This is a genomic window from Pseudomonas fragi, from assembly GCF_025426255.1.
GTDB classification, from domain to species: Bacteria; Pseudomonadota; Gammaproteobacteria; order Pseudomonadales; family Pseudomonadaceae; genus Aquipseudomonas; species Aquipseudomonas kulmbachensis.
This window is the reverse complement of record NZ_CP104861.1, coordinates 89643-105231: the sequence shown is the minus strand read 5'-3', so window position 1 is coordinate 105231 and position 15589 is coordinate 89643. Positions and strand designations below refer to the sequence as shown.

At 59.1% G+C, this 15589-nt stretch carries 14 protein-coding genes; 10 read left to right on the top strand and 4 right to left on the bottom strand.

Going from position 1 to position 15589, the window contains the following annotated elements; translation table 11 throughout:
* The first annotated feature begins 3 nt into the window (after positions 1-3).
* Positions 4-984, top strand: a complete 981-nt coding sequence (locus tag N7D90_RS00505; protein WP_261740418.1) for a sulfate/molybdate ABC transporter ATP-binding protein — start codon at positions 4-6, stop codon at positions 982-984.
* Between the two features lie 118 nt (positions 985-1102).
* Here the strand turns inward: N7D90_RS00505 and N7D90_RS00500 are convergent, their stop codons facing one another.
* Both N7D90_RS00500 and prlC read right to left on the bottom strand, forming a co-directional pair.
* A complete protein-coding gene (locus N7D90_RS00500; RefSeq protein ID WP_095027602.1) occupies positions 1103-1381 on the bottom strand; it encodes a YheV family putative zinc ribbon protein in 279 nt (92 codons plus the stop codon).
* Entirely contained in the window at positions 1378-3456 is a 2079-nt protein-coding gene (gene prlC / locus N7D90_RS00495) for an oligopeptidase A (protein WP_261740417.1), read from the bottom strand. The genes N7D90_RS00500 and prlC overlap by 4 nt, the downstream gene beginning before the upstream one ends.
* Before the next feature lie 75 nt (positions 3457-3531).
* Here prlC and N7D90_RS00490 point away from each other — a divergent pair, with 75 nt between their 5' ends.
* Positions 3532-4080 (top strand): gamma carbonic anhydrase family protein, encoded by a 549-nt coding sequence (locus N7D90_RS00490; RefSeq protein WP_261740416.1) that lies wholly within the window; start codon positions 3532-3534, stop codon positions 4078-4080.
* Between the two features lie 22 nt (positions 4081-4102).
* The gene (locus N7D90_RS00485) at positions 4103-4750 is read left to right on the top strand and encodes an HAD family hydrolase (RefSeq protein ID WP_261740415.1); all 648 of its coding nucleotides are present in this window, start codon (positions 4103-4105) and stop codon (positions 4748-4750) included.
* Positions 4751-4910: 160 nt separating this feature from the next.
* Here N7D90_RS00485 and N7D90_RS00480 read toward each other — a convergent pair whose 3' ends face one another.
* A complete protein-coding gene (locus N7D90_RS00480; protein WP_261740414.1) occupies positions 4911-5399 on the bottom strand; it encodes a DUF962 domain-containing protein in 489 nt (162 codons plus the stop codon).
* Positions 5400-5520: 121 nt separating this feature from the next.
* On the opposite strand from N7D90_RS00480, the gene N7D90_RS00475 reads away from it, so the two are divergent.
* The 3 genes from N7D90_RS00475 (at position 5521) to N7D90_RS00465 (ending at position 8037) form a co-directional block, all read left to right on the top strand.
* Positions 5521-6102, top strand: coding sequence for an alpha/beta hydrolase (locus tag N7D90_RS00475; protein WP_261740413.1), 582 nt, complete (start codon positions 5521-5523; stop codon positions 6100-6102).
* A 49-nt stretch (positions 6103-6151) separates the two neighbouring features.
* Positions 6152-7048, top strand: a complete 897-nt coding sequence (locus N7D90_RS00470) for a sigma 54-interacting transcriptional regulator (protein WP_261740412.1) — start codon at positions 6152-6154, stop codon at positions 7046-7048.
* Positions 7049-7254: 206 nt separating this feature from the next.
* Positions 7255-8037 carry a MetQ/NlpA family ABC transporter substrate-binding protein gene (locus tag N7D90_RS00465; protein WP_261740411.1) on the top strand — a complete coding sequence of 261 codons (783 nt, stop codon included), beginning with the start codon at positions 7255-7257 and terminating at the stop codon, positions 8035-8037.
* 52 nt (positions 8038-8089) lie between these two features.
* Here N7D90_RS00465 and N7D90_RS00460 read toward each other — a convergent pair whose 3' ends face one another.
* Complete coding sequence (locus tag N7D90_RS00460) at positions 8090-9253, bottom strand: AAA family ATPase (protein ID WP_261740410.1); 1164 nt, start codon at positions 9251-9253, stop codon at positions 8090-8092.
* 215 nt (positions 9254-9468) lie between these two features.
* Between N7D90_RS00460 and N7D90_RS00455 the strand changes: the two genes are divergently transcribed.
* The 4 genes from N7D90_RS00455 (at position 9469) to N7D90_RS00440 (ending at position 15540) form a co-directional block, all read left to right on the top strand.
* Positions 9469-10560, top strand: coding sequence for an efflux RND transporter periplasmic adaptor subunit (locus N7D90_RS00455; RefSeq protein WP_261740409.1), 1092 nt, complete (start codon positions 9469-9471; stop codon positions 10558-10560).
* Positions 10557-11624 (top strand): efflux RND transporter periplasmic adaptor subunit, encoded by a 1068-nt coding sequence (locus N7D90_RS00450; protein WP_261740408.1) that lies wholly within the window; start codon positions 10557-10559, stop codon positions 11622-11624. Before N7D90_RS00455 ends, N7D90_RS00450 begins: the two co-directional genes overlap by 4 nt.
* Positions 11621-14683, top strand: a complete 3063-nt coding sequence (locus N7D90_RS00445; protein ID WP_261740407.1) for an efflux RND transporter permease subunit — start codon at positions 11621-11623, stop codon at positions 14681-14683. The genes N7D90_RS00450 and N7D90_RS00445 overlap by 4 nt, the downstream gene beginning before the upstream one ends.
* 116 nt (positions 14684-14799) lie before the next feature.
* Complete coding sequence (locus tag N7D90_RS00440) at positions 14800-15540, top strand: SDR family oxidoreductase (RefSeq protein ID WP_261740406.1); 741 nt, start codon at positions 14800-14802, stop codon at positions 15538-15540.
* Positions 15541-15589 lie beyond the last annotated feature (49 nt).

The following is a 15589-nucleotide window of genomic DNA, read 5'->3' as shown; positions in this document are numbered from 1 at the left end:
ACCATGTCGATCGAAGTCCGTAACGTCAGCAAGAACTTCAATGCCTTCAAGGCGCTGAACAGCATCAACCTGGATATTCACAGCGGCGAACTGGTGGCTTTGCTTGGCCCGTCGGGCTGCGGTAAAACGACCTTGCTGCGTATCATCGCAGGCCTGGAAACCCCGGACGAAGGCAACATCGTGTTCCACGGTGAAGACGTCTCGGGCCACGACGTGCGTGATCGCAACGTTGGTTTTGTATTCCAGCATTACGCGCTGTTCCGCCACATGACGGTGTTCGACAACGTCGCTTTCGGCCTGCGCATGAAGCCGAAAAAAGAACGCCCGAGCGAAACCCGGATCGCCGAAAAAGTCCACGAACTGCTGAACATGGTGCAACTGGACTGGTTGTCGGATCGCTACCCCGAGCAGCTTTCTGGCGGTCAGCGTCAGCGTATCGCACTGGCCCGCGCATTGGCGGTAGAACCCAAGGTGCTGCTGCTGGACGAACCTTTCGGCGCCCTGGACGCCAAGGTACGTAAAGAGCTGCGCCGCTGGTTGGCGCGCCTGCACGAAGACATCAACCTGACGTCGGTCTTCGTGACCCACGACCAGGAAGAAGCCATGGAAGTGGCTGACCGCATCGTGGTAATGAACAAGGGCGTGATCGAGCAGATCGGCTCACCGGGCGAAGTCTACGAAAACCCGGCCAGCGATTTTGTGTACCACTTCCTCGGTGACTCCAACCGTCTGCACATCGGCGAAGACCAGCACGTACTGTTCCGCCCGCACGAAGTGTCGTTGTCGCGTCACGAACTTGAAGACCACCATGCTGCACAGGTACGCGACATCCGCCCATTGGGTGCGACCACCCGGGTGACGTTGAAAGTTGAAGGGCAAAGCGAGCTGATCGAGGTTGAAGTGGTCAAGGACCACGACAGCCTGACCGATCTGGTGCGCGGCGAGACGTTGTTCTTCAAGCCGAAGGTGTGGCAGAAAGCGTAAACCTGTAGCCGCTGCCGCAGGCTGCGATGGGCTGCAAAGCAGCCCCGCTTGTGAATAGAAAGCGAAGGGCCTGCGGCCCTTTTCGCAGCCTTCGGCAGCGGCTACAAGTACATGGCTTTTACGGCTTTTTCAGTTTCGGATTCGGAAAAAACTGCACCGCCTGCACTTTAGGATCCGGGGCTTTTTTCAGCGCTGACGTATTAACCCGCGTACCCAATTCCTTGGGCACCGACAAACCCTGTTCATTCAACGTGTCCGAATAACCGCAGGCCACGCATTCGCGGTGCGGCACTTCGTCTTCGTTCCACATCATCAATTTGTCAGGCTCGCTGCACGCCGGGCAGACAGCCCCGGCGATAAAGCGCTTTTTGGTCACATTCACAGGTGCATCACTCATGCTGCCGAATCCTCAGTCAGGCCGCTGTGACGCAACAAGGCGTCAATCGACGGCTCGCGGCCACGGAAGTCCTTGAACAATTCCATTGGGGCCAACGAACCACCACGGGCCAGAATCGCCTGGCGGAATGCCTTGCCGGTGTGAGGGTTGAATACGCCTTCTTCTTCAAAGCGCGAGAACGCATCCGCCGACAGCACTTCAGCCCACTTGTAGCTGTAGTAACCCGCCGCGTAACCGCCCGCGAAGATATGCGCAAAACTGTTAGGGAAGCGGTTGTAAGCCGGTGGGCGCATGACCGACACCTCATCGCGGATGCCGTCCAGCACCTGCGCTACGCTGCGACCGTCACCGTGGGTGGCGTGCAGTTCGAAGTCGAACAGCGAGAACTCCAGCTGACGAACCATCATCAGTCCGGACTGGAAGTTCTTGGCCGCCAGCATCTTGTCCAGCAGGTCTTTGGGCAGTGCCTCGCCGGTTTCGTAATGGCTGGAAATCAGTGCCAGACCTTCAGGCTCCCAGCACCAGTTTTCCATGAACTGGCTCGGCAGCTCGACCGCATCCCAGGCCACACCGTTGATACCGGACACGCCTGCGTGTTCGATCTCGGTCAGCATGTGGTGCAGCCCGTGGCCGAATTCGTGGAACAGGGTGGTGACTTCGTCGTGGGTCAGCAGTGCAGGCTTGCCCGCAACCGCTGGGGTGAAGTTGCACACCAGGTTGGCCACCGGGCTTTGCAACGTTCCGGCCGCAGTGCGGCGACGATCACGGGCGCCGTCCATCCAGGCACCGCCACGCTTGTTGGCACGGGCGTAGAGGTCAAAGAAGAAGCGGCCAATGTGCTCGCCGTTTTCCTTGATTTCAAACAGGCGAACATCCGGGTGCCAGGTGTCGAACCCTTTGATTTCGGCAATTTCAATTCCGTACAGACGCTGCACGATGGCGAACAGGCCGCCCAACACCTTGTCGATCGGGAAGTAAGCGCGCAGTGCCTCTTGGGACACGCTGTAACGCTGCTCGCGCAGTTTCTCGCCGAAGAAGCCTGAGTCCCAGCTTTTCAGCTCCGCAGTGCCTTGCTCGGCGGCGTAGGCTTGCAGTTGTTCAAGATCACGCGCAGCAAAAGGCTTGCTGCGCTTGGCCAGATCGCGCAGGAAGGTCAGCACCTGATCCGGGGTTTCAGCCATTTTGGTGGCCAGGCTCAGCTCGGCAAAGCTGCCAAAACCCAAGAGCTTCGCAAGTTCCTGACGCAGGTCGAGGATCTCTTCCATCACCGGACCGTTGTCGAACTTTCCGGCATTCGGGCCTTGGTCCGAGGCGCGGGTGCAGTACGCAGCGTAGACTTCTTCGCGCAGAGCGCGGTCTTGCGCATAGGTCATGACCGGGAAGTAGCTCGGGAACTCCAGGCTGATCAGCCAGCCGTCCAGACCTTTGGCCTGCGCAGCGGCAGCCATTTGCGCCTTGGCCGAATCGGTCAGACCCGCCAGCGCGGCTTCGTCGGTGATGTGCTTGGTCCAGGCCTGGGTCGCGTCCAACAGTTGGTTGGAAAACTTGCTGCCCAGCTCGGAAAGCTTGCTCTGCACTTCGGCGTAACGCTTTTGCTCAGCCTCTGGCAGGTCAATACCCGACAGACGGAAGTCGCGCAGCGAGTGCTCAAGAATAGTTTTTTGTGCCTGATCGAAATCGGCTACTTGCGGGCTGTGGGCCAGGGCTTCGAAAGCCTGGAACAACTCACGGTTCTGGCCCATCTCGGTGGAATAGGCGCTCAACGCAGGCAGGCAAGCCTCGTAGGCTTCACGCAACTCTGCGCTGTTGCACACTGCATTGAGGTGGCTGACCGGGCTCCAGGCCGCGCCCAGTCGGTCGTTCAGCTCATCCATCGCCAATACCAGGCCAGCCCATGTCGGGTTCTGGCCCTGGTCCTTGAGGATGGCTTGAATGCCTGCGCGGTTGTCGGCGAGGATCTGCTCGATGGCCGGCTGTACGTGCTCAGGACGGATCGCCGAGAACGGCGGCAGGTCGTAGGGCTGCAAAAGAGGGTTGTTCTCGCTCACGTTTGGCACCTTGGCTTGAAGAAACATTGAGCCATCTTAATTACAATCGACTCAGACCGCAGCATTGCAACGCCCTATTACGGCTAAAGAAGGAAGCTATTTGTGTCCATCCGTCCATTCCAGCAGCACACACCGACCCTGGGCGAGCGCGCCTTTGTCGACCGCTCGGCGGTGGTGATCGGCGATGTGGAGATCGGCGCCGACAGTTCAATCTGGCCGCTGACCGTGATTCGCGGCGATATGCACCGCATCCGCATCGGTGCCCGCACCAGCGTGCAGGACGGCTGCGTACTGCACATCACCCACGCCGGGCCCTTTAACCCCGAGGGCTTCCCGCTGTTGATCGGCGACGACGTAACCATCGCCCATAAAGTCATGCTGCATGGTTGCAGCGTGGGCAGCCGTATCCTGATCGGCATGGGCAGCATCGTGATGGACGGCGCGGTGATTGAAGACGATGTGATCGTCGGTGCGGGCAGCCTGGTACCACCGGGCAAGCGTCTGGTCAGCGGTTTTCTGTATGTGGGCAGCCCGGTCAAACAGGTGCGTGAGCTGACCGAAAAGGAAAAAGCGTTCTTCACCTACAGCGCCGGCAACTACGTAAAACTCAAGGACCAGCATTTGGCCGAAGGCTATCACCTGGCCGTTTAAGCCCCCTATTTTGGAGCCCTGCATGCATTACCAAAACGTATTGTTCGACCTCGACGGCACCCTGACCGACCCACGCGAAGGCATCACCCGTTCGATCCAGTTCGGCCTGAGCAAGCTGGGCATCGATGAACCTGACCTGACTAAGCTTGAGCACTTTATCGGCCCGCCGCTGCTGCAACAGTTCATGGCCACATATGACTTTGACGAAGCAAAAGCGTGGGAAGCAATGGGCTTTTACCGCGAGCGTTTCGCCGTGACCGGCCTGTATGAAAACCAAGTGTTCGAGGGCGTCACGCCGCTGCTCGAAGAGCTGGTGGCACAGGGTCGCCAACTGTTTATTGCGACTTCAAAACCGCATATCTATGCGCGTGAAATTGCTCGTCATTTTGATTTCGCCAAGCACTTCAAAGTGATCTACGGCAGCGAACTGGATGGCACCCGCACCAACAAGGTCGAGCTGATTGCCCACTTGATAAGTGAGCAAGGCCTGGACCCGGCTCAAACCCTGATGATCGGTGACCGCAAGCACGACCTGATCGGCGCCCGCGACAATGGTATGGACGCAGCAGCTGTGGGTTATGGCTTTGGCAGCTTTGAAGAGCTGAACTCGTTTGCGCCCAAGTACCACTTTGAAACACTGGCCGAGCTGCATCAGGCCTTCAAGCGCTGAAGAGCTTCGTAGCAGCTGCCGTAGGAACGAGGCTGCGTCCGGTTGCGCAGCGACCGTAGAACCTGAAATTCGGGTTTAACTGGCACACTGCAGTGTCTGATTTTACGACTGCTGCGCAGCCGGACGCAGCCTCGTTCCTTCGGCAGCTGCTACCGGAGTCTTATCTTTGCAGCGGCTGCCGCAACTCAATCTCGCGGCGCAAATCCTCGCGCCAGCCCAGCAAAAAACCCAGCTCCGCCACCACAAACAGCGGCCCCACTATCAGTCCGGTCAGATCATCGATAAACGCCGGCTTGCGCCCTTCGTAGTAATGCCCGACAAACTGAATCACCCAGCCCAACACAAACAACCCAACGCTCCAGCCCAGCCAAGCGGCCGTGCTCAACGACGCCAGCGAATGCCCCAGCCATACCGCCAACCCCAGCAGCAGCGTCATCAATACTCCGAGCCGCAGCTCAAGGCGCAGGTAAAAAACCGCGCTTGCCAGCATCACTAACAACGCCGGTGAAACTCCTGCCCATTGCGGTCGCGACAGCAGCGCAGCCACGGCAACCACAATCAACGGGATGCCAATGAAGTGGCTGACGATATTGCGTCGGTCACGGTGATAGGCCGCGTATTGGCTCAGGTGGTCGACCAGGCTTTTCATGGTGCAGAATCCTCAAGGATCACTTTTTGGTTATAAACAAATAGCTTCTTATTCCTTAGCGAATCTAAAAACCGTCCCTATACTGACTCGGTAACACACATACCGCTGGAGGCGCACACCCATGGGCAACGATTCGATTCGCTATTTGATAGTGCCGGGCTGGCAAGGTTCGTCCGACGATCATTGGCAAACCCACTGGCAAAACAGCTTACCGAACAGTACTCGGGTGGAGCAGGCCGACTGGCTGACGCCGCGCCACGAGGACTGGATCGCCGCCCTGGCCGAGGCCATTGCCGCCGACAGCACTCCCGTGATTCTGATTGCCCACAGCCTGGGTTGCATTACCGTAGCCCATTGGGCCGAGCGTGCGCCAGAAAGCCTGTTGAGCCAAGTGCGCGGCGCGTTACTGGTAGCCCCGGCCGATGTCGAGCGCCCGGCCTGTGCGCCCGCCTTGCGCAACTTTGCACCTATACCGACCCGACCATTACCGTTCCCCAGCCAGATAGTCAGCTCGGACAACGATGGCGCAGTCAGCGCGCCACGAGCCATGGAGTTCGCCCGCCAATGGGGCGCCGAGGTCGGCATTATCAGCGGTGCCGGGCATATCAACGTCAAGTCCGGACACCAGCGCTGGGAGCAAGGTTTCGCCTTTTTGTACCGCCTGCAAACCCGCATCGAACATGGCGCCCTGCGCCGCGCATGAATTTTTGTAACGCCCGCGCCCACCCTTAGGCGGCGGGCGGGAGCCTGCCATGAGCCTGCATGAAACCTTCGGTCAGCCGTTGCTGACCTTTCCCGACGCGGAAAAAAGCCCCCTGAGCATTCGCGCCAAGGCGCTGGTGTTTGTCGACCCGCGTTCGCGCCAACTACGCAACGATCTGGAACAGTTGGCGCCCCGCGCCTTGCCCGTGTTGATCCGGGGCGAAACCGGCAGCGGCAAGGAGCTGCTGGCGCGGCATATTCACCGCGCCAGCGACCGCACCGGTTTGTTTGTTTCGGTCAATTGCGGGGCGATCAGCCCCACTTATGCCGATGCCGAGCTGTTCGGCTATGCCGCAGGAACCCACAACAGTTCGGCCAGCAGCCGCGCGGGGTGGTTTGGCTCGGCCAATGGAGGAACTTTATATCTGGACGAAATTGGCGACTTGCCTCTGGCGATCCAGGTCAAGCTACTGGCCGCGCTTGAAACCCACGAAGTCACCCGTGTGGGCGCCCATCAACCCAGCCCGGTCGATGTGCGACTGGTCGCGGCCACCAGCATTGATCTGGCCCAGGCGGTAAGTGCCGGCAAATTCCATGAGCGGCTGTATTACTACCTCAGCGAAGGGCGACTGGACTTGCCCGCGTTGCGCGAACGGCCAGGGGACATCCTGTCCCTGGCTGAATACTTTTTAGGCATCTACAGCCAACGCCTGAGCCTGCCCGTGCCGTTTATCAGCGACAGCGCGCAACGGGTACTTGAGCGCTACAGCTGGCCGGGCAACACCCGTGAACTGGAAAACGTGATTCATTTTGCACTGCTGGTGAGCACCGGCGAAGAGATCCAGCCCGAGCACTTGAACCTTCCCGATGGTCTGAGCCAGATTGAACAATTTATAAAAGGGGCGACAGAGCAGGAGTTGGCGGCGCTCAAGCAACTTCTTTCTTGACCCTGTGGGAGCGAGCCTGCTCGCGAAGACGCGCTATCGTTTACGACCTTCGCGAGCAGGCTCGCTCCCACAAACATCTCGTCAAGCGAACAAAATGGCATAAGAAGCTGAATAAATATTATTGTTCTGGAATAAAGAAACTCGGTATTGTCCATTTCGTCTTCCAAGAACCGTCATCCGAACGGTCACACACTTAAGGGTATTGCATGAAAAAGGTTCTGTTGTTTACCGCATTGGCGGCTGCTTTGACTGCAGGCCTGGCACAAGCTGGCGAAAAGCTGGTTGTGGCTGCAACGCCAGTCCCCCACGCCGAAATCCTTGAGTTGATCAAACCAACCCTCGCCAAAGAAGGCGTGGATCTGGAAATCAAAGTGTTCACCGACTATGTGCAACCGAACGTGCAAGTTGCCGAGAAGCACCTGGATGCCAACTACTTCCAGACCCTGCCGTACCTCGAAAGCTTCAACAAAGGTAAAGGTACTAACCTGATCACCGTGGTCGGCGTTCACGTTGAACCGTTCGGCGGCTACTCGAAAAAGATCAAAAACCTGTCTGAGCTCAAAGACGGCGCGACCATCGCTATCCCTAACGAAGGCAGCAACAGCGGCCGTGCTTTGATCCTGCTGCAAAAGGCTGGCTTGATCGAACTCAAAGACCCGACCAACGCTGTTTCCACACCAAAAGACATCGCCAAGAACCCGCACAACTTCAAGTTCAAGGAGCTTGAGTCTGCACTGCTGCCACGCGTGCTGGACCAGGTTGACCTGGACATGATCAACACTAACTACGCGCTGGAAGCGGGTCTGAACCCAGCCACCGACGCGCTGATCATTGAAGGTGCCGATTCGCCGTACGTGAACTTCCTGGTAGCCCGTCCTGACAACAAGGACAGCGTAGCGATCCAGAAGCTGGCCAAGGCCCTGACCAGCCCTGAAGTGAAAGCCTTTATTGCCGAGAAATACAAAGGTGCGGTGCTGCCAGCGTTCTAAACCACGCCCGCTTCACTGCAAACGCCGACGACTTTTAAAGCCGTCGGCGTTTTTATTTGTCGGGCCAATACCACGTGGGCTTATCCAGCATCCGCTGGCCGACCACTTCAGTCTGGCCAAGGTTTTTTTCCAGCACGATGCAGTTGCACTCCGGGTCTTGCTGCAAGGCGGCGATCAGGCGCCGGGCATGGGACACCACCCATATCTGTGAGTGCTGCGAGGCGCTGATGATCAACCGCGCCAAGGCAGGCAACAGGTCCGGGTGCAGGCTGGTCTCGGGCTCGTTGAGCACCATCATGCTCGGCGGGCGCGGGGTGAGCAGGGCGGCGATCAACAACAGATAGCGCAGCGTACCGTCTGACAACTCGGCGGCCGACAATGGCCGCAGCAGCCCCTCCTGATAAAACTCGATATAAAAATGCCCGCCGGGCACGCACTCGATTTCCAGCCTGGCGCCGGGGAACGCATCGCAGATCGCGGCATGCAGGGCTTCGGGGTTGCCAACTTCAAGGATGGTTTGCAACGCCGCCGCCAAATCACGGCCATCGTGATGCAGCACCGGCGTGCGTGTGCCCAGTTGCGGCTGGCGCACAGGAGCGTCGGGGTCGGTGCGAAAGTGATCGTAAAAGCGCCAGCCACGGATGGACTCGCGTAACTGCAAGACTTCAGGCGACGCCTGTAAGCTGCCGATCTGATCGAACAGGCTGTCGAACAACGGCGTGTGCTGTGCCAGCACCTGCCAGTTGCGACCATCACGAGCGCGAACCATGGGCCCTTTGCGCTCCACCAGCTCACTGGCCGGCCGATAAAAAGGCCCCGCCCAGATACTCTCGTGCTTGATTTGCGGATCGAGGTTGAACTGCGTGCGCCCTGGTATCGGCAAGCCCAAGGCGATTGCGTAGCTGAAATCCTCTGCGGCAAACCCCAGGCGCAGCCGCTTGGCCCCCTGATGGACGCTGGCATTTATATCGACTTCGCCCTGTTTCATGCGCCGAGAAATCACCTCTGGTCCGGCCCAGAATGTTGAACTCAGACCACCTTCGCGGGCCAGGGCATTGACCACTCCGCCCTGGGCGGTTTCGGCCAACAAGCGCAGTGCTCGGTAAAGATTCGATTTGCCGCTGCCGTTGGGGCCAGTGATCAGATTCAGTCTGGCCAAGGGCACCACCAACTGGTTGATGGAGCGGTAATTGGCCACCGCCAGGGTGGTAAGCATGGATAACCTCATTTCGAAGTAGATATTTGTAGCCGCTGCCGCAGGCTGCGATAAGGGCCGCAGGTCCTTCAAGATTTCAGGGTCACTACGCAACCGGTCGCAACCGGCGGCAGCGGCTACAAATACAACGCACATAGAGTCCCACAGAGTGGAAAGCCTGTTCTACGCTATCAACCGTATTCGAATGTTAATCAGCATCACGCAAAGGAGCTTGCATGGCTGGTCCACTGAACACGGGCATTTTGGGCTTAAGCCTGTTGGCGCTACTCACCGCGTGTGGCAAAGAGGGGCCCAAAGAGCCTTTATCGCCTCGGGTGTATGTACAGCAGGTAAGCACTCGCGAATTTGCACTGCCGATTCAACTCAGCGGCGATATTCAAGCCCGGGTCGAAACCCGGCTTTCATTTCGCGTGGGCGGCAAGATTATCGAACGCAAGGTCGATGTGGGTGATCACATCCAGGCCCAACAGGTGCTGGCCCGCCTCGACCCCAAAGACCTGAAGATCCAGGTCGAGACCGCCCAGGCCAGCGTCAACGCGCAGCAAGCGCAAGTGGTGCAAACCCGGGCTGCGTTTATTCGTCAGCAAAAATTGCTGCCAAAAGGCTACACCAGCCAAAGCGAATACGACGCGGCCAACGCGGCCCAACTGAGTGCCAAAAGTGCCTTGGCGGCTGCCCAGGCCCAACTGGCCAACGCCCGCGAACAACTGAGTTACAGCAACCTTGAAGCCGAGGCACCCGGCATCATCACCGCGCGCCAGGCCGAAGTCGGGCAAGTGGTGCAGGCCACCATGCCGATTTTCACCCTGGCCCGCGACGGTGCCCGCGACGCAGTTTTCAACGTGTATGAGTCGTTGTTTATCGAGCCGCCCAAGAACCCCACGGTGCAAGTCACGCTGCTGAGCGATCCGACGATCAAGGTCAACGGCCAGATCCGCGAAATCACCCCCACGGTGGCCGCGCAAAGCGGCACGCTACAAATCAAGGTACAACTGGATGCACTGCCCAAAGGTATGGACCTGGGCTCGATTGTCAGCGTCAACCTGACCCCGCCACCCAGCCGCAGCATCGAGCTTCCATGGTCGGCCTTGACCAAAGACATCAGCGAACCCGCCGTGTGGATCGCCGACGAGCAAAGCAACGTACGCCTGCAGCGGGTCAAGGTCGGGCGTTACCTGACCGGCAGCGTGATTGTCAGCGATGGTCTTAAGGATGGAGAGAATGTCGTGGTCGCAGGCGGACAATTGTTACACCCCGGCATGAAGGTTGAAATCGTCCCAGCCCCGGCCCAGGGGGGGCAGCTATGAGACATTTTTGGGTGATGCCATTGGCCGCCGCCATGCTATTGGGCTGCTCTGAAAAACGACCACCCGAGCCCGTGCGCCCGGTGCTGTACGTAGTGGCCCAACCAGAGTTGGCGCAAAACCTGGGGCGCTTTGCCGGCAATATCGAGGCCCGTTACGAAAGCACGCTGGGCTTTCGTGTACCGGGGCGCATTGTGCGGCGCTTTTACGATGTGGGCGCGGAGGTCAAACAGGGCGACATTCTGGCCAACCTCGACCCGACCGATCAACAAAACCAGTTGCGCTCGGCCCAAGGTGATCTGGCCAAGGTACAAGCGCAGTTGATCAACGCCCGAGCCACCGCCCGACGCCAGCAAGAGCTGCTCGACCGTGGTGTTGGCGCTCAGGCTCAACTGGACACCGCACAAGCCGACCTCAAGACCACCCAGGCCTCGATGCAACAGGCGCAAGCCGCGGTGAACCAGGCCCAGGACCAACTCAGTTACTGCAACCTGCGCGCTGACCATGACGCGGTCATCACCCAATGGCAGGCCGAGGCCGGGCAAGTGGTCAGCATCGGCCAGGAAGTCGTTACCCTGGCCCGCCCTGAAATCAAGGAAGCCGTGATCGACTTGCCGGGCCCGCTGGCCGAGGAGCTCCCCAAAGGCATCGTGTTCCTGGTCGCCGGTCAGCTCGACCCGAACGTCAACACCCGCGCCCATGTCCGTGAGATCGCCCCGCAAGCCGACAGCGCCACCCGTACTCGTCGTACCCGCCTGACACTGGACCAGACTCCGGCTGCATTTCGTCTTGGCAGTTCGGTCAGCGTGACCGTCAGCAGCCCGACCGCCGAGCATTTCCAGTTGCCACTGACCGCCGTGCAAGTCATCGACGGTCACAGCCGCGTGTGGGTTATCGACAAGGCAGCGCAAACCGTCAGCCCGCGTGACGTCACCGTACAGCGACGCGATGCAAAAACCGTGTTGTTGTCTGGCGGCATAACCGCAGGCGACAACGTAGTCAGCGCCGGCGTGAACAGTCTCAGTCCCGGACAGAAAGTCAGACTCGATAAGGAAAGCTCGCAATGAATGGGAAGTTCAACCTGTCCGAGTGGGCCCTCAAGCATCAGTCATTTGTCTGGTATTTGATGTTTGTGGCGGTGGTCGCCGGGATTTTTTCGTATATCAATCTGGGCCGCGCAGAAGACCCGTCCTTCGCCATCAAAACCATGGTGATCCAGAGCAAGTGGCCTGGTGCTACGGTCGATGAAACCCGATTGCAAATCACCGACCGCATCGAGAAAAAGCTCGAAGAGCTGGATTCGCTCGACTACGTGCAAAGCTATACCCGGCCCGGCGAATCCACGGTGTTTGTGTTCCTCAAGGACACCACCAAGGCCGATGCCATTCCCCATATCTGGTATGAGGTCCGGAAAAAAATCGGCGACATCCGTGGCGACTTCCCCCAGGGCATTCAAGGTCCGGGGTTCGACGATGAGTTCGGTGATGTGTATGGCACCATCTTCGCCTTCACCGGTGACGGCTTCACCATGCGCCAGCTGCGCGACTACGTGGAGCAGGTGCGCACCGGGATTCGCGATGTTCCCAACCGCGGCAAGGTAACGACCATTGGCGAGCAGGAGGAAACCTTCTACCTGGACTTTTCGACCCGCAAACTGGCAGCGTTGGGCCTGGACCAGGAACATATCCTTGAAAGCCTGCAACAACAGAACGCCGTGACCCCCGCCGGGGTCATCGAAGCGGGCCCGGAACGCATGTCGGTACGCACCTCGGGGCAGTTCCACAGTGTTGAAGACCTGGCAGCGGTGAACCTGCGGGTCAACGACCGTTTTTACCGACTGGCCGACATCGCCGATATCAGCCGGGGCTACGTCGACCCGGCAGCCCCCATGTTCCATTACAACGGTAAGCCAGCCATCGGCCTGGCAATCGCCATGATCGACGGCGGCAACATTCAGGAGTTCGGCAAGGAGCTGCAACAACGCATCGACGACCTGACTGCACAGTTGCCGGTGGGCGTGGGCGTACACATGGTGTCCGATCAGGCGCAGGTGGTTGAAGTGGCCGTGAGCGGCTTCACCAGCGCGCTGTTTGAAGCCGTAGTGATCGTATTGGCAGTGAGTTTTATCAGTCTGGGACTGCGCGCCGGGTTGGTGGTAGCGATCTCGATCCCGCTGGTTCTGGCCCTGGTGTTCGTGTTTATGGAGTTCACCGGCATCGCCATGCAACGGGTGTCGCTGGGTGCATTGATCATTGCCCTTGGCTTGCTGGTGGACGATGCGATGATCACCGTGGAGATGATGATCACGCGGCTCGAACTGGGGGAAACCAAGGAGCAGGCAGCAACCTTTGCCTATCACTCCACAGCCTTCCCGATGCTCACCGGCACACTGGTCACGGTGGCCGGGTTTGTCCCCATCGGACTGAACAACAGCTCGGCGGGGGAATACACCTTCACCCTGTTTGCGGTAATTGCCGTGGCGATGCTGGTGTCATGGGTGGTGGCGGTACTGTTCGCCCCGGTGCTGGGCGTGCATATCCTCAGCGCCAAGGTCAAACCCAAATCCGAGACACCAGGGCGTCTGGCCCAGGTTTTCAACAGCGGTCTGCTGTGGTGCATGCGTAATCGCTGGTGGACCATCGGCGCCACGGTGCTGATGTTTGTAATGGCGGTGTTCGGCATGGGGCTGGTGCAGAACCAGTTCTTCCCGGCCTCCGATCGCCCCGAAATCCTGGTGGACCTGAACCTGCCGCAAAACGCGTCGATTCAGGAAACCCTGAAAGTCACCCAGCGTTTTGAAGAGTCACTCAAGGGCGACCCGGATATCGTGCGCTGGAGCTCATACATCGGCGAGGGTGCGATCCGTTTCTACCTGCCGCTGGACCAACAACTGCAAAACCCCTTTTATGCTCAGTTGGTGATCGTCAGTACCGGGCTTGAGAGTCGCGATGTGTTGATCGAGCGTCTGAACAAGCGTCTGCGCGAGGAATTTGTGGGGGTCGGCAGTTTTGTCCATACCCTGGAGCTGGGCCCTCCGGTAGGGCAGCCGCTGCAATACCGGGTCAGCGGGCCGAACATCGATCTGGTGCGCAAGTATTCGATCGACCTGGCCTCGGTGCTCGATGCCAACCCCAACGTCGGTGAAACCATCTTCAACTGGAACGAACCCGGCAAGGTCCTGCGCATCGACATTGCCCAGGACAAGGCCCGCCAGTTCGGACTGTCGTCCGAGGACGTGGCCCATGTGATGAACAGCATCGTCAGCGGGGCAGCCGTCAGCCAGGTGAAGGACAACATCTACCTGATCAATATCGTCGGACGGGCCAACAGCAGTGAACGTGGCACCCCCGAAACCCTGCTCAACCTGCAAATCACCACGCCGAGCGGCACCTCGATTCCGCTACTGGCCTTTGCCACGGTGCGCTATGAGCTGGAGCAGCCGTTGATCTGGAGCCGTGACCGGATTCCCACCCTGACGCTCAAAGCCTCGGTGCGCGGTTCAATGCAACCGACCGATCTGGTCACGCAGCTCAAACCGGACGTCGACAAGTTCGCCGACAGCCTGCCCTTGGGCTACAACCTGCAAACGGGCGGCACGGTGGAGCAAAGCGCCAAGGCCCAGGGCCCGATCGCCAAGGTAGTGCCGTTAATGCTGTTCTTGATGGCAACGTTCCTGATGATCCAGCTGCAAAGTGTGCAGAAGATGTTCCTGGTGGTGAGTGTCGCGCCGCTGGGGCTGATCGGCGTGGTTCTGGCGTTGGTGCCAACCGGTACGCCGATGGGCTTTGTGGCAATTCTGGGGATTTTGGCGCTGATCGGCATCATCGTCCGTAACTCGGTGATTTTGGTGACCCAGATTGACCAGTACGAGCGTGACGGCTATGACCCGTGGCACGCGGTGATGCAAGCCACCCAGCATCGACGCCGGCCGATCCTGCTCACCGCTGCGGCCGCCAGCCTGGGCATGATCCCGATTGCCCGTGACGTGTTCTGGGGGCCGATGGCCTACGCCATGATCGGCGGGATCCTGTCGGCCACCTTGCTCACGCTGCTGTTCCTGCCAGCGCTGTATGTGGCCTCGTACAAGATCAAGGAGAACAAGAACCCGCCGCCCACACATGTTTGATTATCCCTGTGGGATTAGTGTGAATTTACGAATACCGGTATCAAATCAGCGGTCTTTATCCGCGTGAACGCACATGTGAACCTAGCCCAACGCCTAATCCAATACGGAGTGTTGCCATGAGTTCCACACAACCTGACGTCGCCATTATCACTGGCGCTTCTCGCGGCATCGGTGCCGTTATTGCCAGACAGCTGGCCCGCCAAGGTTTTGCCGTGGTCATCAACTACGCCAGCAGCGCCAGCGAAGCCACTGCCTTGGTCGCAGAACTGCGCAGGGACGGGCACCAGGCGATTGCCGTGCAAGCCGATGTGGCCAGCGCCGCCGACGTAAAGCGCTTGTTCGATGAAACCGAGCAGCAGCTCGGCAAGGTTGATGTACTGATCAATAACGCAGGTGTGCTCAATGTTCTGCCGCTGGCCCAGTACAGCGACGAACTGTACGACCACACCTTCAATATCAATACCAAAGGCACTTTCAACACCCTGCGCGAAGCCGCCACCCGGCTGAACGGCGGCGGGCGCATCGTTAACTTTTCGAGCAGTACGGTGGGCATGAACCTGCCGGGTTACGCGGTGTACATCGCCAGTAAAGCGGCGGTTGAGTCATTGACCCAAGTGTTTGCCAAAGAGCTGCGCGGTCGCCAGATCACAGTCAACGCCGTGGCTCCGGGGCCAGTAGCGACGGAGCTGTTCTTGCGTGGCAAGAGCGAAGAACAGATCCAGACCTTCTCCCAGATGCCGCCCCTGGAGCGCTTGGGCCAGCCGCAAGACATCGCCAATATCGTCTCATTTCTGGTGAGCCCGGCAGCGGATTGGGTCAATGGGCAGATTTTGCGGGCCAATGGAGGGTTGGTGTAAGCAAAAGAGCCCCTCACCCTCCGGGAGAGGGTGAGGGGCTCTTGCCTTG